The 22,594-nt window shown below is 53.6% G+C and carries 25 protein-coding genes and 1 tRNA gene; 1 reads left to right on the top strand and 25 read right to left on the bottom strand.

The features are described from left to right. Positions 1 to 42: 42 nt before the first annotated feature. The 17 genes from KJ869_07200 to rplM all read right to left on the bottom strand — a co-directional run bounded on the left by KJ869_07200 (position 43) and on the right by rplM (position 13,296). Complete coding sequence (locus KJ869_07200; protein ID MBU1576977.1) at positions 43 to 996, bottom strand: aspartate carbamoyltransferase catalytic subunit; 954 nt, start codon at positions 994 to 996, stop codon at positions 43 to 45. Beyond that, positions 983 to 1,537: a bifunctional pyr operon transcriptional regulator/uracil phosphoribosyltransferase PyrR gene (gene pyrR, locus KJ869_07195; GenBank protein ID MBU1576976.1), complete on the bottom strand. Its 555-nt coding sequence runs from the start codon at positions 1,535 to 1,537 to the stop codon at positions 983 to 985. Before pyrR ends, KJ869_07200 begins: the two co-directional genes overlap by 14 nt. Positions 1,538 to 1,791: 254 nt before the next feature. After that, positions 1,792 to 2,094 (bottom strand): tetratricopeptide repeat protein, encoded by a 303-nt coding sequence (locus KJ869_07190; protein MBU1576975.1) that lies wholly within the window; start codon positions 2,092 to 2,094, stop codon positions 1,792 to 1,794. Between the two features lie 26 nt (positions 2,095 to 2,120). Then, positions 2,121 to 2,810 (bottom strand): TrkA family potassium uptake protein, encoded by a 690-nt coding sequence (locus KJ869_07185; protein MBU1576974.1) that lies wholly within the window; start codon positions 2,808 to 2,810, stop codon positions 2,121 to 2,123. 220 nt (positions 2,811 to 3,030) lie between these two features. After that, complete coding sequence (locus tag KJ869_07180) at positions 3,031 to 4,428, bottom strand: TrkH family potassium uptake protein (GenBank protein ID MBU1576973.1); 1,398 nt, start codon at positions 4,426 to 4,428, stop codon at positions 3,031 to 3,033. Continuing rightward, on the bottom strand, positions 4,425 to 4,964 hold the full coding sequence (locus KJ869_07175; GenBank protein ID MBU1576972.1) for a PTS sugar transporter subunit IIA: 540 nt from the start codon (positions 4,962 to 4,964) through the stop codon (positions 4,425 to 4,427). The genes KJ869_07180 and KJ869_07175 overlap by 4 nt, the downstream gene beginning before the upstream one ends. A gap of 127 nt (positions 4,965 to 5,091) precedes the next feature. Next, entirely contained in the window at positions 5,092 to 6,687 is a 1,596-nt protein-coding gene (gene nadB, locus KJ869_07170) for an L-aspartate oxidase (GenBank protein ID MBU1576971.1), read from the bottom strand. A 22-nt stretch (positions 6,688 to 6,709) separates the two neighbouring features. Next, a complete protein-coding gene (locus KJ869_07165) occupies positions 6,710 to 7,477 on the bottom strand; it encodes a GNAT family N-acetyltransferase (GenBank protein MBU1576970.1) in 768 nt (255 codons plus the stop codon). A 3-nt stretch (positions 7,478 to 7,480) separates the two neighbouring features. Continuing rightward, positions 7,481 to 8,347 carry a phosphatidate cytidylyltransferase gene (locus KJ869_07160; GenBank protein ID MBU1576969.1) on the bottom strand — a complete coding sequence of 289 codons (867 nt, stop codon included), beginning with the start codon at positions 8,345 to 8,347 and terminating at the stop codon, positions 7,481 to 7,483. Positions 8,348 to 8,376: 29 nt separating this feature from the next. Then, a complete protein-coding gene (locus tag KJ869_07155; GenBank protein MBU1576968.1) occupies positions 8,377 to 9,111 on the bottom strand; it encodes an isoprenyl transferase in 735 nt (244 codons plus the stop codon). 109 nt (positions 9,112 to 9,220) lie between these two features. Beyond that, positions 9,221 to 9,388 (bottom strand): 4Fe-4S binding protein, encoded by a 168-nt coding sequence (locus tag KJ869_07150; protein MBU1576967.1) that lies wholly within the window; start codon positions 9,386 to 9,388, stop codon positions 9,221 to 9,223. A gap of 19 nt (positions 9,389 to 9,407) precedes the next feature. Then, on the bottom strand, positions 9,408 to 9,965 hold the full coding sequence (gene frr, locus KJ869_07145; GenBank protein ID MBU1576966.1) for a ribosome recycling factor: 558 nt from the start codon (positions 9,963 to 9,965) through the stop codon (positions 9,408 to 9,410). Between the two features lie 3 nt (positions 9,966 to 9,968). Then, positions 9,969 to 10,688 (bottom strand): UMP kinase, encoded by a 720-nt coding sequence (pyrH, locus tag KJ869_07140; protein ID MBU1576965.1) that lies wholly within the window; start codon positions 10,686 to 10,688, stop codon positions 9,969 to 9,971. Positions 10,689 to 10,715: 27 nt separating this feature from the next. Then, a complete protein-coding gene (locus KJ869_07135) occupies positions 10,716 to 11,309 on the bottom strand; it encodes an elongation factor Ts (protein MBU1576964.1) in 594 nt (197 codons plus the stop codon). 14 nt (positions 11,310 to 11,323) lie between these two features. Next, the gene (gene rpsB / locus KJ869_07130) at positions 11,324 to 12,256 is read right to left on the bottom strand and encodes a 30S ribosomal protein S2 (GenBank protein ID MBU1576963.1); all 933 of its coding nucleotides are present in this window, start codon (positions 12,254 to 12,256) and stop codon (positions 11,324 to 11,326) included. 157 nt (positions 12,257 to 12,413) lie between these two features. Then, entirely contained in the window at positions 12,414 to 12,806 is a 393-nt protein-coding gene (rpsI, locus tag KJ869_07125; GenBank protein ID MBU1576962.1) for a 30S ribosomal protein S9, read from the bottom strand. 58 nt (positions 12,807 to 12,864) lie between these two features. Next, positions 12,865 to 13,296: a 50S ribosomal protein L13 gene (rplM, locus tag KJ869_07120; protein MBU1576961.1), complete on the bottom strand. Its 432-nt coding sequence runs from the start codon at positions 13,294 to 13,296 to the stop codon at positions 12,865 to 12,867. A 331-nt stretch (positions 13,297 to 13,627) separates the two neighbouring features. On the opposite strand from rplM, the gene KJ869_07115 reads away from it, so the two are divergent. Further along, complete coding sequence (locus KJ869_07115; protein MBU1576960.1) at positions 13,628 to 14,089, top strand: C-GCAxxG-C-C family protein; 462 nt, start codon at positions 13,628 to 13,630, stop codon at positions 14,087 to 14,089. Positions 14,090 to 14,139: 50 nt separating this feature from the next. Here the strand turns inward: KJ869_07115 and KJ869_07110 are convergent. From KJ869_07110 to KJ869_07075, 8 genes are all read right to left on the bottom strand, one after another. Further along, positions 14,140 to 14,218: transfer RNA gene (locus tag KJ869_07110), tRNA-Asp, on the bottom strand. A 73-nt stretch (positions 14,219 to 14,291) separates the two neighbouring features. Continuing rightward, on the bottom strand, positions 14,292 to 15,236 hold the full coding sequence (gene secF, locus KJ869_07105) for a protein translocase subunit SecF (protein ID MBU1576959.1): 945 nt from the start codon (positions 15,234 to 15,236) through the stop codon (positions 14,292 to 14,294). Between the two features lie 12 nt (positions 15,237 to 15,248). Continuing rightward, positions 15,249 to 16,847, bottom strand: a complete 1,599-nt coding sequence (gene secD / locus KJ869_07100) for a protein translocase subunit SecD (GenBank protein MBU1576958.1) — start codon at positions 16,845 to 16,847, stop codon at positions 15,249 to 15,251. Between the two features lie 286 nt (positions 16,848 to 17,133). Beyond that, entirely contained in the window at positions 17,134 to 18,555 is a 1,422-nt protein-coding gene (locus tag KJ869_07095) for an HD domain-containing protein (protein ID MBU1576957.1), read from the bottom strand. An 83-nt stretch (positions 18,556 to 18,638) separates the two neighbouring features. Next, positions 18,639 to 19,205, bottom strand: coding sequence for a hypothetical protein (locus KJ869_07090; GenBank protein ID MBU1576956.1), 567 nt, complete (start codon positions 19,203 to 19,205; stop codon positions 18,639 to 18,641). Positions 19,206 to 19,217: 12 nt separating this feature from the next. Continuing rightward, entirely contained in the window at positions 19,218 to 20,078 is an 861-nt protein-coding gene (locus KJ869_07085) for a methyltransferase domain-containing protein (GenBank protein ID MBU1576955.1), read from the bottom strand. A gap of 86 nt (positions 20,079 to 20,164) precedes the next feature. Continuing rightward, complete coding sequence (locus KJ869_07080) at positions 20,165 to 21,955, bottom strand: YgiQ family radical SAM protein (protein MBU1576954.1); 1,791 nt, start codon at positions 21,953 to 21,955, stop codon at positions 20,165 to 20,167. A 143-nt stretch (positions 21,956 to 22,098) separates the two neighbouring features. After that, the coding region (locus KJ869_07075; protein ID MBU1576953.1) for a hypothetical protein at positions 22,099 to 22,594 on the bottom strand (496 nt) is incomplete at its 5' end.

Raw genomic sequence — 22,594 nt, 5'->3', positions numbered from 1 at the left:
TTATTTCTGATTTCTGATTTCGAATTTCGGATTTTATCATTTTTATGCCTCCTTCTTGATAGCTTCGGCCAGTGGAGCATCGCCGCCCGACAGCAGGTAGAGCACTGCCATCCTCACGGCCACGCCGTTGGTCACCTGATCCAGTATCACCGAACGTTCCCCGTCGGCCACATCGGGATCTATCTCTATGCCCCGGTTCATCGGCCCGGGGTGCATGATGGTCACATCCCCCTTGGCCTTGGCCATCCGTTCCTTGTCTAAGCAGAAGTGCAGGGAGTACTCGCGCAGCGACGGCAGCAGGCCCTTCTTCTGGCGCTCCAGCTGAAGCCGGAGGACGTTAATGACGTCGGCCTGGGGGATGGCCTCGTCCAGGTTGTAATACACCTTGACCCCCAGCTGTTCGATCCCGATGGGGATCAGGGTGGATGGGCCGCACACCGAGACCTTGGCCCCCATCTTCAGCAGCCCGTGGATGTTGGAGCGGGCCACCCGGGAATGAGTAACATCACCCACTATCAGCACGTTCATCCCCTCGAATCCGCCGCGCTTTTCCTTGATGGTGAACATATCCAGCAGGCCCTGGGTGGGATGGGCGTGCTGCCCGTCCCCGGCGTTGATCACCCCGGCCTTGATGCGGCTGGCCAGAAAGTGCGGGGCACCCGAGGAGGAGTGCCGCATCACCACCAGGTCGATCTTCATGGCCTCCAGATTGCGGGCGGTATCCAGCAGGGTCTCCCCCTTTTGGACGGCCGAGGTCTTGGGCGAGATGTTGACGGTATCGGCCATCAGCCGTTTGGCGGCCATGTCAAAAGAGGCCGAGGTCCGGGTGGAGGGTTCGAAGAACATGTTGACGATGGTCTTGCCCCGGAGGATGGGCACCTTCTTGATGGGCCGGTTGAGCACCTCCCGGAAGCTCTTGGCGGTGTCCAGGATCATGTTCATCTCCTCGGCCGACAGCGATTCCAGGTCCAGCAGGTCCTTTTTATTCCACTTCATCGTTCAGCTCCTTTATGATCACTTTCTCCTCGCCGTCCTCCTCCTGGGTGCGGACCGCTATTATCTCCTTGTGCGAGGTGGGAACGTTCTTGCCCACGTAATTGGCCTTGATAGGCAGCTCCCGGTGCCCCCGGTCTATCAGCACCGCCAGTTCGATGCTCTTGGGACGCCCGAAATCCAGTATCTCGTCTATGGCCGCCCGGACCGTGCGCCCGGTGTACAGTACGTCGTCCACCAGGATCACCGTCTTGCCGGTGACATCCAGATTAAGGTCGGTCTGGTTGACCACCGGCTGGTGGGCGATGGTCTGCAGGTCGTCCCGATAAAAGGTGATATCGATGGCCCCGTAGGGAATATCTGTCTTTTCGATGCCACTGATGATGCGGGCTATCCGCTTGCCTAAAGTATCGCCCCGCCGCTTGATGCCGATGATCAACAGATCCTTGGTGCCCATGTTCTGCTCCACGATCTCATGGGCGATCCTGATCATGGCCCGTTCCACCTGTTTGGCGTCCATTATGACTGCTTTCTGTTTGGTCATACTGCCTCCGTATATATTATTATTTTGATTTATCAATCTAGCTTAAACTGCTCCGGATCAGTACAATGACATAAAAAAAACCTCCACCCCTGTCAATCAGGGTTGGAGGCTAAAAAATCTTTGGGGATTTTCATATTATTTCCTTTCTGACCTCTCGGGATCAGTTTAAAGGGTAAACGCAATTCAGTATATGTATGATACCCTATTTTACAGGAAAAGTCAAGGGGTAATAGCAGAATGATAATCCTGTCAATTTATTTCTCCACCAGACGGTCGTAATGTTCCTGGGCCCCCTTGTTTCCCGGCTCCAGTTCGATCACTTTGGCAAAAGCATCCCTGGCGCCGTCCTCATCGCTCAGGGCTTCCAAAGTGATACCCAGATTGTAGTAGGCATCAATGCTCTTGCTATCCAGGGCAATGGCTTTTTTATATTCCGCCATGGCTTCGTCGAATTTCTGGTTCAAAAAATAGAATTTACCCATTTCTATTATGGTCTCGATTGCCTTTTTTTTCTGGGCCAGAATTTTTTCCGGCCCCTGACTGTTATCGCTATCCATTATGTTAACCTGCTAAGTTGATCATATTATTGAATGCCCCTGACCTTTTGAATGCCCTCAAAACTGCCGATCATGATCAGGATATCGGATCTGTTGATCTTCTCCTCGGGGGACGGTTTTATGTTTATCTCCTCCCGGAACTCGGTCTCTCCTTCCGGGGTGATCACCGGGACCTTTCGCTTGATGGCCACGATGGAGACCATCGTGTTCTCTTCAAATTTCAGCTCGGAGATCTTCTTGGTCCAGAATTTCTTGGGAGCCACCAGCTCCACGATGCTGTGGGTATCGGAGATCTCGCTGTAATCCATGACATTGGGTGAGGCCAGGCTCTCAGCTATCCTCACCCCCATGTCCCGCTCCGGGAAGACCACCCGGTCGGCCCCCACTTTCTTGAGGATGGTGCCGTGAATGGGGGTGACCGCCTTGGCGATGATCTCCTTGACCCCGATCTCCTTGAGGATCAGAACAATGGAGATGGAGGCCTCTATATCCTCGCCGGTGGACACAATGGCCACATCGATATCCTTCATGCCCAGGGATTTCAGGGCCTTCTCATCGGCGGCATCCACCGTCACCGACTGGCTGACCTGTTCGGAGATCTCGTTTACCCGGTCCTGGTCGCTGTCTATGGCCAACACATCGCAACCCTTTTCGGCCAGCGACAGGGCCACACTGGACCCGAACTGCCCCAGCCCTATTACTGCAAATTGTCTCATGGCTCCCTGCTTAAATTCACTGTGATTATATCATTAAAACGAAGTTATTATCAATAGATGCCTCTACAAAACCAACCACTGAAACACGGAATACTGAAAACGGAAAGTATAGCCATTAGTTACTCGTTCTTTTATCTAACTATCGCTTAAACTCCTTGGCACTATACTTAAAAGCGAAACAACATATCCTCTGCGTCCTCCGCGGTAAAAAGAGCGGTCGCTAACCTATCAGCACCTTGGCCTCGGGGTATTCAAACGGTTGATCCTTGCGGTGCCAAACCACCGCGCTGCCCATGGTCAGCGGGCCCAGCCGCCCGGCGAACATGGTCAGGATAATCAGCAGCTTTCCCCAATTGCTGAAATCATGGGAAAAACTCAATAGCGGATTGATGGCCGATCCGATGGACAGCCCCACCGTGCCGAAGGCGGACACCACCTCGAACAACACCGGCATCATCCTCTCGGCGGTAAAATGCGCTATCTCGGACTGCAACAACAGCAGGGTAACCAGCACCAGCATCATGGCGGCGATGGCGCTCAGCACAAATGCCCGGTTGATGAACTCGTGCTCCAGGCGCTTTTTGAAGATCAGCACCCGGCTGCGCCCGGTCAGGGTGGTCCAGATGGAGGCCATCATTACCCCGAAGGTGGTGGTCTTGATGCCGCCGCCGGTGCCGCCCGGCGAGGCCCCGATGAACATCAGTATTATTATCAGCATCAGGGTGGGAAAGTGCATCAGGCCGATGTTGACGGTATTGAATCCCGCCGTCCGCGGCGCTATGGACTGGAACAAAGCCGCCAGCCACTGAGCCGCCGGAGACAAATGTGCCAAAGTGTTATTCCTCTCCAGCAGATAGATCAACACCGTGCCGGTGATGATCAGGCTTAGGGTCATCATTACCACCAGCTTGCTGTGGGTGGTCAGCCTTTTCTCTGTCCTTCGGATGCCGGTCTTGTAGATGTCGCTGATGGCGATGAACCCCAGCCCCCCGGATACCACCAGTCCGCTGATGGTGAGCGACACCACCGGGTCGGCGGCGTAATCGGCCAGGCCGTTGGAGAACAATGAAAAGCCGGCATTGCAAAAGGCGGAGACCGAATGAAAAATTCCCAGCACTACGGCTTTGGAAATGGGAAACCCCGCCTTCCACCAATGAAAGCTCAGAATAAGTGCCCCCAGGCCTTCCAGCACAATAGTGACCCGCAGGATCCGGGTGGCGAAACGGGCCAGGCCCTCCAGGGTAAGGATATTATAGGCCTCCTGGATGATCAACCTTTCCCTTAAGGATATCTTCCTCCCCACCATCAGCGACAACACCGTAGCCAGCGACATATAGCCCAGGCCGCCGATCTGGATCAGAAGCAGTATTATCAGCTTTCCGGCCGGAGTAAAATCCTTGGCGGTATCCTTGACAATCAGCCCGGTGACGCAGACCGCCGAAGTGGAAGTATAAAGGGCATCGACAAAGGTGCAGCGGTGGCCGGCGGTGGTGGAGAACGGCAGATACAGCAGAACCGATCCCAACAGGATGGCAACAGAAAAGCCCAAGACTAAAATCCGGGCTGGGGTCATCTCCACGCGAAAGATCTGATTGTATATTTTTCGTTCCAGTTTCATTCCTCGGACTTCTTCAGTAATTTATATACCGCCTTAGCGTCCGGAGCCTCCAGCAATTGATTTATAAAATCCGGCTTTTTCACCATCCGGGCTATCTCCGCCAGCACCGCCAGATTCTTCACCTTCTCCTCCTGGGGGATCAGTAGCAGGAAGAACAGATGCACCGGCTTGTCATCCAGTGAAGAAAAATCCACCCCGTTTTTTGAGCGGCCCATCAACAGCACCATCTCCTTGACCATGGGGTTCCTGGCATGAGGAATGGCCACCCCCTCGCCGATACCGGTGGTGCCCAGCGATTCCCGGTATTTTATCCGTTCGAACAGCTCGGCCTCGCCGCGCTGGATGATGCCTTTGCCCACCTGCGAGCCGACCCCGGGGACCATATCCCGCATTTCCTCGGCCGTTTCCATGGCCGACAGCCGCTTGCTGTTAAAAGCTATTGCGATCAGCTCCCGCAGGACGCTATCGGCATCCTGGGCGGAAAGCTCCGGGATAATAAGCGATTCATCGATCAGGTTGGATAGTTTTATAGCCATGATCCTTTTATAGACTGAATGAAATAAATTATGTGCAGCCAATCTGGCTTCTTGATTAATTAGGTCGCCCCGAAGTTGATATCGGAACGACCCATTGCGAGCATTATATCAATCAGCTTGGCATTTGTCAAGACAAATTGATATGTCCGGAATTGATCAGCGTGTCCCGCCGGAAATGCCGGTCGTCTGTTTCCGGATGATCCTGGGTAAAGTGCAGACCCCGGGATTCCTTGCGATTGTCCGCACAGTCGATTATCAGTCCGGCCAGGCTTACCAGGTTCCTCAGTTCGACCAGATCGGACGTGACCCGGTATTTCCAGTAATAATCCCTGATCTCCCCGGCGATGGCCTGCAGCCTGTTTTTGGCCATGGACAACCTGGTATCGGAGCGCACTATCCCCACATAGTTCCACATCAACAGCCTGACGGCATGAAGGTTATGGCTGACCACCACCCTCTCCCGGCTTTGAACCGAGCCCACATAATCCCACGGCTGAATTTTACCGGGTGATTTTAGCTCGTCACTTGACGCCCTGGCGGCCCGGGCAGCGAAGACCAGGGCCTCCAGAAGAGAGTTGGATGCCAGCCGGTTGGCCCCGTGGGCCCCGGTGCAGGCGGTCTCCCCGGCGGAATAAAGCCTTTTGATATCGCTGCGCCCCCACAGATCGGTCCTTACCCCGCCGCAGATGTAATGGGCAGCCGGCACCACCGGGATCAATCCCCGGCCCAGGTCTATGGCCCGCTGCTGGCAGCCATGGAAGATGTTGGGGAATCTCTTCTGGAACTTCTCCTGTCCGATGGATGAGATGTCCAGAAAGACGCACATCTCGCCGGATGATTTAAGCTCAGAATCTATGGCCCGGGCCACCACATCCCGGGGGGCCAGGTCGGCCTTGGGATGATAGCCGGGCATGAATTTCCGGCCACCCTTATCGCACAACACTCCGCCCTCCCCCCGGACCGCCTCGGATATCAGAAAGGAGCGTTCGTTCTCATCCAATGACGCCTGGTACAGGGTGGTGGGATGGAACTGGACGAACTCCATGTTGGCGATGGTGGCCCCGGCCCGATAGGCCATTGCTATGCCGTCGCCGGTGGCGATGGCCGGGTTGGTGGTATGCAGGTAGACCTGCCCGCCCCCGCCGGTGGCCAGAAAGGTTATCCCGGCGGAATATCCTTCGATCTCTCCGGTCCTGGTGTCCAGCACATAAGCCCCCAGGCAACTGATCTGCTCATCCTGCCGGTCGGTGATCAGGTCTATGGCCAGGTGATGCTCCAGCACGGTGATGTTGGAATGTCCCCGGGTCTTGGCCACCAGGGCCCGCTCGATCTCGAACCCGGTGTAGTCCTTGGCGTGAACTATCCTTCTTTTGGAATGCCCGCCCTCCTTTCCCAGGTCCAGAGAGCCCTGTTCGGTCATGGTGAATTCCACCCCCATTTGGGAAAGTTCCCGAACCAGCTCCGGCCCCTCGCTGACCATCACCCGGACAGCCTCCGGGTTGCACAATCCGGCCCCGCCCTCGATGGTATCGCGGATGTGATCCTCAATGCCGTCGTCGGAGCCGAACACCGCCGCCACCCCGCCCTGGGCGTAGTTGGTGTTGGACTCGGTGTCGTCCTTCTTAGTGACGATGATCACTTTGCCGTGCTCCGCCGCCTTGAGGGCGAAGGTCAGCCCGGCGATGCCGGAGCCTATGACCAGAAAATCAGTTGAGGGCATAATTCTGTTACCTAGTCCTTACTCTTTATCTTTTGTCAGCATCGCCAGGCCAGTGGTTGACAATGATCTCACTGGCTTTAAGCTTAAACCCCAGGCTCCGGGCCAAAGCAATGGATGCAATATTATCGGATCTCACATAATATATCGGCAGGATATCATGGTCAAAACACCAGTTGACCGCGGCAGAGACCACCATTTTGCCGTAACCTTTTTTACGATGTTTTTCGTTGGTCGCCACGGAAATGTTCCCACCCCCGCATTCTATCGGTTCCACCGTAGCCCGGCTTAGGTTCTGCCTGCCACGAATCAACCCAAAGCTTCGGCCTTCTTTTATGCTTTTAATATTTTGTTCCCAGCAATGGTCCTGGTATTTTTTACCCCTCTTGGGCAGTTGGCCTTGGCTCAATATCAGGTTTTTATCAGCTAAAGCCATTGGTCGAACACACTCTCGTTTTTTTATTTCAACAAAATTCTTTGATTCAACCGTCATTCTGAGAAAATGCTCGATATTGTATAGCCTGATTCTGACGAAGAGAAAATCATCTACGATTTTAAACCATTGCTTCGGCGTTCGTTTTGCTTGGGGGAGTGTACTGGCCAGCCTGCTAAATTTATCCCGAAGGTCGAGAGAGAGAGAAACCACTACCTGCTGACGATTCATGAACGACATAATTAGCGGTTGTCGGCGGCCTTCAATTTTATCCCGTAATGGTGAATGGCAAACTATCAATTTTCCGTCCTGACTCAATTTACAGCCCAGGAACCGAGTATAATGTTCCTGGTAGGAAATCATGGTCTATCCTATCACGAACAGCCGGAAATACCAGTATACAAAGGGTATCACGAACAGCATGCTGTCGAATCGGTCCAGTATCCCGCCGTGGCCCGGCAGCAGATTGCCGGCATCCTTGACGCTGGCATCCCGCTTGAACAGCGATTCCACCAGGTCGCCCAGGGTCCCCAGCACCACCGCCCCGGCGGCCATGATCAGAGAATCGATGACCGAGATCTCCCACAGCCACCATTTTTGGAGCAGCACCGCGGCAGCGATGGTAACCAGCAATCCACCGATCAATCCTTCAATTGACTTCTTGGGGCTGATATGCGGCGCCAGGGGATGCTTGCCAAAAAGCATGCCACTAAAATATGCTCCGGTATCGCACAGCCATACTAATACCATAGAAAAAAACAGCAGTTTATATCCCGTAAAGCTATAGTCGGCCCGCAGTAACAGCATATGCCCGAACAAAAAGGGAATATATAAAACGCCCATGATTGTTATACCGATCCGGCTGATCGCTTCTTCCACCTCGTCCCTGAACACCATCCGGGACATTATCAGCAGAAGCCATAGTACCAGCAACGCCAAAAGCGATTGCCATCTAAGGCTCAGATATATGACCAGCAGAAGGCCTCCGGCAATGCCCCACCAGGTCAGGGGGTGCAATCCCTTGGCCCTGGCCAGGCCGTAGAACTCCCACAAACCCAAAAAGGACAGCGCCGCCACCAGCCCGGCCAACCAGAAACCTCCTAAATATGACATTCCCAGCATCAGAGGAATTCCCAACAGTGCCACCAGGAACCTTAAGCCCAGGGTGGGAAACCTGCTTTTAAAGCTGTTGTCCTTCGGCCGGAAATTTTCGTTGTTATTTTGATCGGTCATAGCTTATTTTGCTCTTTATAATATTTTGATCAGATCCGGCCGAACCGCCGCTCCCGGCCCTGAAATTCCAGCAGGGATTGCAGCAGTTCCTCCCTTCCGAAATCCGGCCATAGCACCTCGGTGAAATAAAATTCGGAATAGGCGCTCTGCCAGATCAGGAAGTTTGACAGCCGGTGTTCCCCGGAGGTGCGGATGATCAGGTCCGGATCGGGGATCTCCGGATGGTACATATATTTTGATACCAGGGCTTCATCTATTTTGTCAGAATTGATTTGCCCTGACCGGATATCTCTGATAATATTTTTTATGGCATCGGCCAACTCGGCCCTTCCCCCGTAGGAAAGCGCCAGGTTGAGCACCAGCCCCCTGTTATGTTGGGTCCTTTTTATGCAGTCCTTCAGGATCTTCAGGGCGGTCTTCTCCAGATCATCTATTCGGCCGCTGGCCACCACCTTGACCCCTTGGCTGTCCAGTTCGTCTATCTCCTTGAGCAGGTATTCCCGCAAGATTCTCATCAGCCCGGTGACCTCGGCCTTGGGCCGCAGCCAATTCTCCACCGAAAAGGCGTAGAGGGTCAGGTATCTGATGCCGATCTCCCCGCAGGCGTTGACTATCTCCTTGACCGATTTCATTCCGGCCCGATGCCCGGCCAGCCGGGGCAGCCCCCGGCGTTTGGCCCAGCGCCCGTTGCCGTCCATGATCACCCCCAAGTGGACCGGGAGGTTTTTGATATCCGGTAATTCCTGTTTGTTGCCGGAGGTCATTGATCTTCCTTTTTGTTTGTCTTGATTTGACATAAGAGCAAAGGCGCCCCTTTCATCTCGGCCTTACTGCCGGGACCGGGAGCGCCCCTTTTAATCTGCGTTGGTTCTTTTAGCCTTCCTTTATGGCATTGACCGGACAGGCATCCACGCAGGCCCCGCAGTCAACGCAGTCCTCGGTAATCTCAAACTTGTCCTCGCCCTCGATTATCGCTCCGTTGGGACAGGAATCCACGCAGCTACCGCAGGCCACGCATTCTTCGGTTATCACGTACGGCATTGGGCCAATCCTCCAATTATTATACTTCCAATATTTCTTTTTCTTTTTTGGCCAGGGTCTCGTCAATCTGCAAGATATATTTGTTGGTGTATTCCTGGGTCTTGTCGTGGGCCTTCTTGGATTCGTCCTCGGAGACCGCCTTGTCCTTCTCCAGCTTCTTTATCTCATCGTTGGCCTCCCGCCGAATATTGCGGACAGCCACCTTGCTTTCCTCGGACATCTTCTTGATCAGCTTGACCAGTTCGTGGCGCCTCTCCTCGGTCAGGGTGGGGATGGGCAGGCGGATCACTTTCCCGTCGTTGATGGGGTTCAGGCCCAGCTCGGACTTCATGATGGCCTTCTCTATCTCGGGGATCAGGGTCTTGTCCCAGGGCTGGATCACCAGCATCCTGGATTCCGGCACCGAGACGCCGGCCACCTGGTTCAGGGCCGTCAGGCTCCCATAACTCATCACCTTGATGCCATCCAGCAGGGCCGGGTTGGCCCGCCCGGTGCGGATCCCGGTGAATTCGCCCTTCAGAACGTCCACTGCCTTGGCCATTTTCCGTTCCAACTCCTGGTATAGCTGTGGCAACATGGCTTACTCCTTAACAATGGTTCCCAATTGCTCGCCCTGGATTATCCGTTTTAAGGTTCCTGAATTATTGAGATCGAACACGATGATCGGCATATGGTTTTCCATGCACAGCGAAACTGCGGTCAGGTCCATCACTGCCAGCTTGTCGGCCAGCACCTGGCTGAAACTGAGGGTCTGGTATTTCTTGGCGGACTTGTCCTTCTTGGGGTCAGAATTATAGACCCCGTCCACCTTGGTGCCCTTCAGCAGCACCTCGGCCTCCATCTCCACCGCCCGGAGGGCGGCCGCGGTATCGGTGGAAAAATAGGGGTTGCCGGTCCCGGCGGCCATGATCACCACCCGGCCCTTATCCAGGTGCCGGAGGGCCCGCCGCCGGATGTAGGGCTCGGCGAACTTTGGCATATCCACCGCCGACATCACACGGGTCTGGCAGCCCTTTTTATCCAGCACGCTCTGCAAAGCCAGGGAATTTATCACCGTGCCCAGCATTCCCATATTGTCTGCGGTGACCCGGCTGATGCCGTTGTCCTTTACCTGGGTACCACGGATAAGGTTTCCCCCGCCGATGACCACCCCAATGGAAACGCCCAGTTCCTTAATCGTCAGAACCTCGTCGGCTATCCTTTCCAGCGAGGGGAGATCTATCCCCCGGCCTTCGGCTCCGCCCAATGCTTCGCCGGAAAGCTTTAAAAGTATTCTGCGGTATTTTGAATCTGGGCTCAAAATATGACCTGTAAAATTTGTTGCTGTTTATTCACCCAACCGGAAACGAACGAACCGCTTGACGGTGATATTCTCCCCCAGTTTGGCTATGGTCTCCTTGATCAGGGTATCGACGTTCTTCTGTGGCTCCTTGATATAGGGCTGCTCCAGCAGGCAGATCTCGGAATAGAACTTGTCCAGCTTGCCGCCCACGATCTTCTCCACCACGTTCTCCGGTTTGCCGGAGCCGCGCACCTGTTCCCGGTAAATATCCATTTCCTTTTCTATCATCTCGGCCGGCACCTGCTCCCGGGAAACCACCGACGGGTTGGAGGCAGCCACCTGCATCGCCAGCTCCTTGACCAGGCCCTGGAACTGTTCGGTGCGGGCCACGAAATCGGTCTCGCAGTTGACCTCTATCATCACCCCCAGCTTGCCGCCCATGTGAATGTACGATTCGACCAGGCCGTCCCCGGTAGCCCGTCCGGTCTTCTTATCGGCCGAGGCGATACCCTTTTTACGGAGGTATTCCACCGCCTCGTCGCCCTTGCCGTTGCAGGCTTTAAGGGCCTCTTTGCAGGCCATCATGCCGGCGCCGGTCTTGTCCCTTAAACTCTTGACATCCTCTGCCGTGAATGACATCTATATGGTCCTTTCTATTCTTTCTTATCGGCCGGCTTATCGGCCGGCTGTTTGGCTCTGGGGCCCGGTCCCGATCCCCGCATGCCTCCGCCAACTGCTCGCCTGGGGGCTCCGGTCCTGGGGGCACCTCTGGGGGCGCTCCTATCGCCCTCTTTATTGTCCGGGCGGCGGGCGCCGCGATCCGACAGGTGCCTGCGGGGCTTGGCATCTTCACCGACCCCTCCGGCAGCATGGCCTTCCTTGGACTGGGTCTCCATATCACGCTGATACTTGGCCCGACCCTCTATGATGGATTCGGATAATAAATTGACGATCATTTTTATGGAACGGAGGGCGTCGTCATTGGCCGGCACCGGGTAGGTCACCGGATCGGGATCCACATTGGTGTCCACCAGGGCGATCACCGGGATGTCCAGCCGATTGGCCTCGGCAATGGCCAGGCGTTCTTTCTTGCAATCGACCACTATCACCGCTCCCGGCATCCGGCGCATTTCCTTGACCCCGGACAGCACCTTCTCCATCTTGGTCCGTTCCCGCTCCATGCCCAGGGCTTCCTTCTTGGTGTATCCCTGGTAGCTGCTGACGGCCAGTTTGTCCAGTTCCTTGAGCCGCTTGATGCTCTTCTGGATGGTGGAGAAATTCGTCAGCATGCCGCCCAGCCAGCGATCGGCCACATAATGCATACCGCAGCGCTGGGCCTCTTCCTTGATGACGTCCACCGCCTGTTTCTTGGTGCCCACGAACAGAAACTCGTCGCCGCTCTCCGACATCCTGCCCGCCGTCTCGATGGCGGTATTCAGGCACTTGACGGTCTTCTGCAGGTCTATGATATGGATCCCGTTGCGTTCGTCGAAGATGAATTTCTTCATCTTGGGGTTCCAGCGCGGAGCCTGGTGGCCGAAATGAACCCCGGCCTCCAGCAGGTCTTTGATGGTAAAACTAGCCAATTTGAGTTTTCCTTCCGATTATAATGTTGGTTGTTCCTCTGCCCGACTGCCGCCAGAATCCGGTTTTAAAAACCGGACACCACTGGCGGAATTTAACGCCGGGCATGTGTTTTGGTATATTGACTGAGAATCTCGGTTCCGCAAACGCAAAAATAAATTAACGCTTGGAGAACTGGAATCTCTTTCTGGCCTTCTTCTGGCCGTATTTCTTTCTTTCCTTCTCGCGGGGGTCCCTGGTCAGCAGCCCGGCCGACTTAAGCGGCGGGCGCAGCTCCTGGTCCACCAGATTGAGGGCCCGGGATATTCCCAGCCTCAGGGCCCCGGCCTGGCCAGCCACCCCTCCGCCTTCCACCTTAGCCCAAATATCGAACTTGCCCAGCTGGGATGTAAGCTCCAAAGGCTGTTTTACCTTCATCACCAAAGTGGGACGGCAGAAGTACTCCTCGCAGGTCCTGTTGTTGACCGTCATCTTCCCCTGCCCCGGGGTCATTTTAACCTGGGCAACAGATGATTTGCGGCGCCCGGTCGCACGAATAACGTTTTGGGTCATCTAACCTCCTAATAAAATCCATCTGAGCCGGAAGACCGGCCGTGATATTGGAAAATTTCTACTTAGCCAGGGCCTGGGGGGCCTGGGCCACATGGGGATGTTTATCGTCGGCATAGACATGCAGTTTGCTGAAATTACTGCGGGCCAGCTTGGTCTTGGGCAGCATGCCCCTGACGGCCATTTGGACCACCCTCTCGGGCTTTTTGCCCTGCAGAACCTTGCCGTAATTGATGGTCCTTAAGCCGCCCTGATAACCGCTGTGGCGGTAAGCCACCTTGTTCTCCATCTTGGCGCCGGTCAGGCGCACCTGAGCGGCATTGATCACCACTACATGGTCTCCGCAGTCGGTGTTGGGGGTGAATTGAGGCTTGCCCTTGCCCCTCAGCAACAAGGCTATCTGGGTGGCCAGCCTTCCCAACGATCTTCCCTTGGCATCCACCAGAAACCAGCGGTGCTCTACATGTCCCTTTTTGGCAACGTAAGTCTTCATTAAACCTGCTCCTTATAAACAACTAATAAGCCCTCAAAAACATCCTTGAGGGCTGTTTTTCCAGAATAGACGAGAAGTATACATAAAAATCACCCTTTTGTCAAGAGGAAAAACGACTTACAGCGCTGTTGGCAGCATGCCCTTTGACCCAGCTTTGCTCTTTGGCCATACCCTCTTGCTGAATTACTGAGTAACTTTTGATGGAATGATATCCGTGCGGCATATTTTTTATAAAACCTAAACTTCAGGGGGCTTACATTTGGAACTATTATGGTATATAATTTCAACTGTAATATTTTCATCTCTCAAACTTTTTAAGGAAAATATCATTATGGATATTTCGGTCAAAGCTTTGGAAAATTTCGACTCCGGATACAACTGCGCCGAATCAGTGCTGTTGGCAATAAGTAACGGCCTTAATATACCAAAAGACCGATGTTTGCCCAGCATCGCCACCGGGTTCGGGGGCGGCATCGCCCGCAACGGAAGCCTGTGCGGGGCGCTGACCGGAGGGATCATGGCCATCGGTCTGGCTCTGGGCCGGGACGACAACCAGGGCAGCCGGGACCCGTGTTATCCGGCGGTGGACCGTTTGTTCAATGGTTTCGTGGAAAAATTCGGCAGTTCCCAATGCCGCGACCTTATCGGAGTTGCTCTTAAAACTCCCGAGGGCCAGAAGGCCCATGCCAACCGGGACCTTAAAGAGACCTGCCGCTCCTGCGTCAAGTGGTCAGCCCGGACTTCGATTGATCTGATAACCGAATTTTCCCAAGGGGCTTCGGCAATCGCTTGATTGTGACTTAACAAAACAAGCCCCGTCTTGCGACGGGGCTTGTTTTGTTCTGGCGGGGCCGACGGGGTTCGAACCCGCGACCTCCGACGTGACAGGCCGGCGTTCTAAGCCAAACTGAACTACGACCCCACCAGAAACGGTGAATTATACAAAATATTATTCCCTCTGTCAATCTCTAACTGGGCGCGAATCGGGGAGGTCCTTATTTTTTGCGCTTGGTGGGTGACTTTAATTCCCAGTCCACCACCAGCGAGGAAACCACGAATATCGTTGAGTAGGTGCCTACCACCAGCCCGAACAGCAGGGGTTTGGTGAAGTCCGAAAGCACCCGGCCGGCAAAAAACTGCAGGGCCACTAACACCAGTAACAGGGTTAACACGGTTATCACGGTCCGCGACAGGGTCTCGTTGATGCTGCGATTGATCAGCTCGGGATAGGTCTCCTTCTGAGATTTGCGCAGGTTCTCCCTGATCCGGTCGGCCACCACGATGGAATCGTTGATGGAATAACCGATGACTGTCAACAACACCGCCACCGACTGCAGGTTGAATTCCATGTTGGTCACCGAAATAAAGCCGATGGTGCACACCACATCATGGAAAAGGGCTGTCACCGAGGCCACCCCGAAGCGGAAGTCGAACCTAAAAGCCACGTAGGTAAGGATCAAAACACAACCGATCAACACCGCCCAGATGGCATTCCGTTGAAGCTCCTTCCCTATCTTGGGTCCCACTGTCTCGTTGCTGTCGATGGTAACCTGGTTATCGGAAAATCTCTGGCTTAGTACCGTCTTTATCCTCTCGACTATCGAACTTGACTTGATCCCTTCCTGATCCGATTTCTCCTCGGCCAGCCCGGTGCGGATCATGAAGGCATTCTTGATGTTCTCGGTGTCCTTGACCTTCTGTATCTCCACGTTGGGAATGCCCCCATCGTTCAGGGCCTTGCGCAACTGGTCGGTGGGCACCGGGGCCGAAAAGTGTATCTGCATCATGGTCCCGCCGGTAAAATCCACCCCAAAATTGAGTCCGCCGTGCAGGATGACGGAAACGATGGTGGCGATGAAGAGGGCGATGGAAAAGGCATAGGCCTTATAACGGTTCTTGATGAACCCGAAATTCGTTTGATGATGGAAAAAAGAAATCATTGTCATATCTCCTTAAATCGGCAGCTTCTGCAGGTTCCACTTGACGGTGATCCAGTCAAAGATCATCCTGGTCACCAGAATGGCGGTATACATCGAGATGGCCAGACCTATTATCAGGGTCACTGCAAATCCCTTGATCGGGCCTGTGCCGAAAAAGTACAGGGCCACCGCTGCCAACACCGTGGTAACGTTGGCATCCAGGATGGTGGAAAAGGCCCGCTCGTATCCGGCATCGATGGAGGCCCGCACGGTCTTGCCGGCCCGCAGTTCCTCGCGGATCCGCTCGAAGATCAGCACATTAGCGTCCACCGCTATGCCGACCGTCAGGGCGATGCCGGCGATGCCCGGCAAGGTCAAAGTGGTGCGGAAGGCGGCCATTACCGCCAGCAGCATAATGATATTGAAAGCCAGGGCCAACACTGCCACCAGACCGCCCAGGGCATAATATATTACGATAAATATGATCACCGCAATGGCGCCGATGATGGAGGCCTTGACGCCGTTGGATATGGAATCCATCCCCAGGGTCGGGCCCACCGAGCGTTCCTCGATGATGGATACCGGCGCCGGCAGGGCGCCCGCCCGCAGAATGATGGCCAGATCCCGGGCCTCCTCGGTGGTGGCGTTGCCCATGGTGATCTGCCCGCTGCCGTTGGGTATCCGGCCCTGGATGACCGGGGCCGATTTGACGGTGCCGTCCAGCACGATAGCCAGGCGACGTTTGATATTGGCGGCGGTGATCCGGGAAAAGGTATTGGCATACTTTCGCACCAGGGTGAAGTCGACGCGCAAAGCGGACGGATCATCATTGCTCCCCACGCCCATCCTGGCCTCGGCCAGGGCCGCTCCGGTGATCTCCGGCTGTTTTTTCAACATATATAACGGATAGCGGCGATAGCCCTCGCGATCCTCCTTGATCCCCCAGGCGAATTCGTAATCGGATGGAATGGCGGCCTGCACCACGGGATCCTTAAGCGCCTTGACCACCAGTTCGCGGTCCTGCTCCATGGCCGACATCTCGCTGTTGCTGACGAACTGCAGCAACGAACTGAACGGCTTGTCGCCGAACATGGTGCTGTCGGACATCAGAGCCTGGCCCTTCTCTCCCAGCAGGGCCTTGTCAATCTTATCCAGAACGTCCTGGAGGACCTTGTCCTCCTGCACCAGCTTGAACTCCAGCATGGCGGTGGTCCCTATCAGGGCCCGGGCCCTCTCATGGTCCACCCCGGGCAGCTGCACCACGATACGGTCGTTGCCCTGTTTCTGGATGGTGGGCTCGGCCACGCCGTACTGGTCCACCCTGTTGCGGATGATCTCCAGGGCCCGGTCGGTGGCGTCGGACAGCTCCTTATCGGTGACCTCGTTGGGCTGTTTGCCCGTGGCCTTGGCCATGCCCTGGCGGTCTATCTCCATGACTATGTGCATGCCGCCTTTGAGATCCAGCCCCAGATGGATGGCCTTGGAATAAAGCTTGTTCAGTTCGTCACGGGACATCTCGGCCTTCTGCTGTTCGGTGAGGCCCTGCAATTTAAAAGTGGGCACTAACTGCCAGATGGCAGCCACCAGCAGGATCATGGTCAAGATGAACTTCCACAGATTAGCTCTTCTCATCTTGTGTATGCTCCTAAGATAAAATAATGATTTTCAAAGGTTTCGATATTACAGAATTTGTAATTTTATCCTAAATACCACCGTTTTGTCAAGTATAATCAGCCCGATCCCCCCTGATCATGGAATAATCAACGTCATCCCGGGGCATTACCATATCTGCTGCATCACAGGGGCCACTGATTCTATCGGGTTGCCAGGCAAGCAGTCTGACCCAAAATGACGCTATCACACCAAATGGATGTGCCGCAGGCAACCGCCCAAAAATCCATCATCCGAAAATCCCTGATCAACCAGTTCCCAGCCAGCGGGCGGCCTCGTCCAGCAATAGATCCCTCTTATTTTTCTCCGGATGATCCAGCACGTAGTCCAAAAGATGCCTCAATACCCGCCCCACCTCCGGGCCGGGCTTAAGGTGAAACTCGGCCATGACAATGACCCCGTCCAGTTGCAGGTCGTTGATGGTGAACGGAGGATTTTTGTTTATCACTTCGGTGATGGCCTGTTCAAACAGGTCCAGATCGCTATCGGCCTCCTCGGTGCCCCGCCCCTGGGCACTGATATCCGCCCGCCGCAGTTCTATCAGATCGTACATGACGTTGATGCCAACCTTGGCGATAAGCCTCCGCAGGCCCTTCTCGGTCTCGGGAAAAGCGAACATGTGCCGCCGCACCAGCAGGGCCACCCGGGAGATGGTCTCGCCGGAATATTTCAGCCGTTCCATCAGCTCTTTGGCGGTCTTCTCCCCCAGCTTGTCGTGCCCGTAAAAATGCGCCCCGCCCTGGAAGACCTCCCGGCACCGGGGTTTGGCGATATCATGCAGCAGGGCCGCCAGCCGCATCTCTAATATCTTGGGCGCAAAGTCAACGGATTTTATGGAGTGTTCGAACACTTTATAGCGGTGATAGCCCCCCGGCTGGGTAACGTCCACGCCCTCCTCCAATTCCGGGAATATCTCTTTGAGCAGTCCGCTGCGCTGCATCAGCCACAATCCGATGGACGGCTGATCGGCCTTGAGCAGCATCTTGTTCAGCTCCTGCTGTACCCGCTCCGGCGAGACGGTCCGAATGAGTTTGGCGTTCTTTTTGATGGCCTTGAAGGTGTCCTGCTCGATGGAGAACTGGAACCGGGCGGCGAACTGGCAGGCCCGCAGCATCCGCAAGGGATCCTCCTTGAAGGCCTGGGGATTGACCATCCTGATCAGGCGGTCCTTGATATCCTGTAATCCGTTATAGGGATCAATCAGTTCCGGATTCTGAATTCTGAATTCTGAATTCTGAATTCTTAACGCAATGGCGTTTACGGTAAAATCCCTCCGTCCCAAATCCTGCTCCACCGGCAGGTCCGGATCGAACTCAATCTCGAAATCACGGTGGCCCAAGCCGGTGCTGGTCTCACGGCGCGGCAGGGCAATATCGTAGATTTTGGATTTTGGATTTTGGATCTCAAGTTTGAACTTAATCACCCCGAACGATTTCCCCACCAGTTCCACATGTCCGAACTGCTTAAGCTCCGAGGTCAGCGCGTTCATGGGCATACCGGTGACCAAGTAGTCCACCTCTTCCGGAGGGAACGACCAGAATTTTTTGGGATCTATCCGGGCGGTATCCAGAGACAGGGCATAACGGATGCGGTCCCGCACCGCCCCGCCCACCTCGTAGATCTGCCCGATGGAGTTGACAGAGTCTATTATTTTTTTCGGCAGGTACATGATAGTATTTTAGTGGATTCAAGGAAGGTTTGCAAGATAAATGAAAGAAAAAACCGCCCGATTGGGCGGTTCATTTGTCGGCATCACTTTCCCGTTTTAAAGTTTCCTATCATTTTTCCGAATATCTCTCTGTGCCAGTCGTTTCGCTTATCATTGGGGTTTTGCCCCTCGTAGGAGATCAGCATCACTCCATGCTTATGTTTCAGTATCAGTTCCTGGCCGGTATGGTCGAAATTGAACAGGGTGGCCTTCTTGGCCGGTCGGCCGGACACCACCGTATCTATTACCTCCTGAACCGGATTGAAATCGGTACTGTCGGAATATTCGTATTCCTTGACCCACAGGTCATAGGTCTTGCCCTGGGGAATCTCAATAATTCTGATCTGCATTTGGGCCGGCCAGTATCGGTCGGAAGTGTCGGAAAAGGATATCTTCTGCAATTCGCCGGGCAATAATATTTCGCCCCCATAAGCGGCCTTATTGTCCCTGCGGGGCTCGGCCTCGGTGATCTTCCATCCGGCGGGATATTTTATGGAATACCCGTATTCCTTATTTGAGTATTTCTCCCAGTTGACATCCTGCCCGTGAAGAGACACCGCGGCAATGGCCGCCACCGTAATAATGCGGAGAAGAGAAAGATATCGTTTCATTATCCCTGTTCCTTATTTTGGCTTATGACCTTTTATGGCAAAGAACTGTTTGGCGGAAAATAAATAATACGTTCCGTTATTTAATTGCCGTATATATGCCTTTCTTCTTGCCCTGTATTTTTTAAGTAATATCAAATATTTATTATAATCAGACTGGGTTCCGCCTCCGGCAAAAAATGTTTTTTTAAACTCAGCACTAATCCTTTTCTTCTCATTTGGTTTTTCGCTGCTGCGAACCGATTTCTTCCACCAGCTGATATCATACTTCTGTTTTGGCGTTTCATATGGGGGTATCATAAAAAACGGTTGACTGCTCATCTTTGCGTCGATACACTTGAAGCCGGACTCTTTCAGCCACAAAGGAACATGAGGGGCCGTATCCGAAATGCCCAGCCCCAATTCTTCTCTGCCTTTGGCACAAACGTATGCCATTTTACGAAAAAATAGATTATCCTCCAGGGGTAAATCCGGCAATGAAGATACCCCCCGTTGCAAAGCCATTGACAAATGATCCGGCTCCTTGCACAGCACTACCCCACCCGGCTTTAATATGCGAAACATCTCAGTTACGGCTTTCTGCGGTTCTGATAAGTGCATCAGCAGGGTCTGGGACATAACCACATCGGCATAATTGTCGGGATACGGAAGTTTATAGGCATCCCCTACTTTGAATTCGGTAGTGCCGTCCTTGGCCCAGTTTCGTGTTAATTTTTTTGCCTCAGTTACCAGTTTAGGACTTATATCCACCCCGCAATATTTACCGCCTTTGCCGAAATATTCCCAATACAAGGTTCCCAGGTATCCCAGGCCGCATCCCACATCAACTACCGTCTGACCCTGTTTGAACCCCGCCCATTTGGCCAGCAGGGCCACGTATTCCGGTTCCCACATAAATTTTCGCTGATCTATGATAGCCCTTTTATATTCCCCTTTGGCCCATTTGTTCTTGGCGGGTTTTTTCATGGCTTCCTTCTGGTTTGTTTTAATCGTTTATACTTTCTTTCATTTTTTCCGCTCCCTTCCCATTGATCACCCCGGCCGGCCTCCAGGACATATCTCTGTCTCAGCTTCCCGGCCGCTGTTTTTTCCACAAAAAGCTCCTGGCCGCTATAGGGGTTTCTGCCGGTGTGGTACATGGCGGCTGAGGCCGTCATGGGCAGGGGAATGAAATCCTGCACCTGCTCCACGACCAGATCGTTCCTTTTAAGAAAGCTCTTCAGATCCAGCATATCATCATAACTGCAGCCGGGATGGCTGGAGATAAGATACGGCACCAGGTATTGTTCCTTTTTGCTCAAATGTCGGAAGATCTTTATGAATTCAATGAAGACGCTCAGGGCAGGCTTATTCATCTGTTTCAGAACATTGGCGGCGCAATGCTCCGGAGCCACTTTCAGATGTCCGCCAGTATGCTTTTGAATCAGTTCCTTTGAATACTTATGATCATGCAGGGCCAGATCGTAGCGCACCCCGGAGGCCACAAAGATATTTTTGACCCCCGGCACTTTTAACGCCTCATGCCAAAGCTTGACGCTGGCATGCTGGCCCGGTTTTAAATTTTCGCACATCTGCGGAGCCAGGCAGCTGGGCTTCCGGCAGAACCTCTCCCGGCCGTCTATCTTGCACCCCGTCCCGTACATGTTGGCGGTGGGTCCGCCGATATCGCTGATGATCCCTTTGAATTTGGGATCCCTGGCCAGCAATTCGATTTCATTAATAATAGATTCAATACTGCGCGATTGGATCACCGGCCCCTGATGAAAGAACAAGGTACAGAAACTGCAGCCGCCGTAACAGCCCCGATGGGAAGTTACTGACCATTTGACCGTCTCCAATGCCGGTATGGGCTCGGTGTAGGACGGATGGGGCTGGCGTTGAAACGGCAAGGCATAGACGGCATCAAGCTCTTCGGAGTTCATCGGCAGGGCCGGCGGGTTTACCAATAGGTACCGGTCGCCGTGCTTCTGCAGTAGTCTTTTCCCGAAATATGGATTGGCCTCGTTGGCCGCAATGACGAATGCCCTGTTGAAGGCTTCTTTTGAGGCGGATACTTCCTCGAACGACGGCAACTCCACAGTATCCGAAGTTCCGATGTTTTGAAGTTCTGAACCTCTGATAATGACCGCCGTCCCCGGTATATCCTGTAGTTCTAAATCCATTCGGATGTCGGGCAGGTTTGCAAGTCTCAGGACAGGTTTCTGTATTCCGCCTTCAGTATTCAGTATCTGAGCTATCCTGCCAATCGCCTTCTCCCCCATTCCGTAGACCAGCAGGTCGGCCCTGGCATCGAACAGGATGGAGCGCCGCGCGGCATCGTCCCAATAATCGTAATGGGCCAGACGGCGCAAAGAAGCCTCTATCCCTCCCAGCACAATGGGCACATCCTTGTAGGCCTGGCGGATCAGGTTGGAGTAGACTATGGCAGCCCTATTGGGCCTTAACCCATGTCGGCCTCCCGGAGAATACGGATCGTCATGCCGCAGTTTTTTGTTGGCGGTATAGTGGTGCAGCATGGAATCTATGTTGCCGGAGGTGACACCGAAGAAAAGCCGGGGCCTGCCCAGCCTGGTGAAATCATCCGGACTGTGCCAGTCGGGCTGGGCGATGATGCCCACTTTGAAGCCCTGAGCCTCCAGCACCCGGCCGATGATCGCCGGGCCGAACGAGGGATGGTCCACATAGGCATCGCCGGAGACCAGGATGATGTCGCACTGCTCCCAGCCCAAGGAATCCATCTCGGTTTTTGTCATTGGTAAATAATTCATAATAATAAGCATAGCATCAGGGATAAATAAATGCAATAAAAAAAGCCGCCCGAAAGGGGCGGCTGGGTATTTGGTGCACCGGGGGTAACGCTGGCGTGGGGTTAGGCCGGGTGCTTGGGAAAGCACGGTCATTCCAGACTGGGCTTCTTTTTAAGTTTTTGTTTTATCTCTATTAAATATGCAGACGACCTGTTTTTTAATATATACATTGATGCATCTGCCAACTTTTCAAACATTTCAAAATCTTGCAAAGCATTTATTAAATTATTTACTTTATGGTAACTTAAATATCCAATCCAAAAATATAATTGCGCTTTAGGCAGCGGCTGCTTTAATAGATTTAAATTGAATGCTCTGACTTCCTCTAATGTAACATTTTCATTAATATAGTTTTGGGTTTTAATCTTTTGACACAGATCTATTGCTTTTGGGTAATCTGCAATCCAAAAATATAAAAACGCTTTACTATATCTCCATTCATGTGTATTTTTGGCATATAGTTCTGCTTTCCCAATACTTTTGAAAGATTCTTCAACGTTTTTGCTAACCATGAAATCTATTATTGCCTTAAGCAACCAAACACTATAATTTTTTTCGTTGTTTTTAATGGCAATATCTAAATAC

It is taken from the genome of Candidatus Edwardsbacteria bacterium (assembly GCA_018821925.1).
Classification (GTDB): domain Bacteria; phylum Edwardsbacteria; class AC1; order AC1; family EtOH8; genus UBA2226.
The sequence above is the reverse complement of the archived record's forward strand: the minus strand, read 5'-3'. Positions and strand labels throughout refer to the sequence as shown.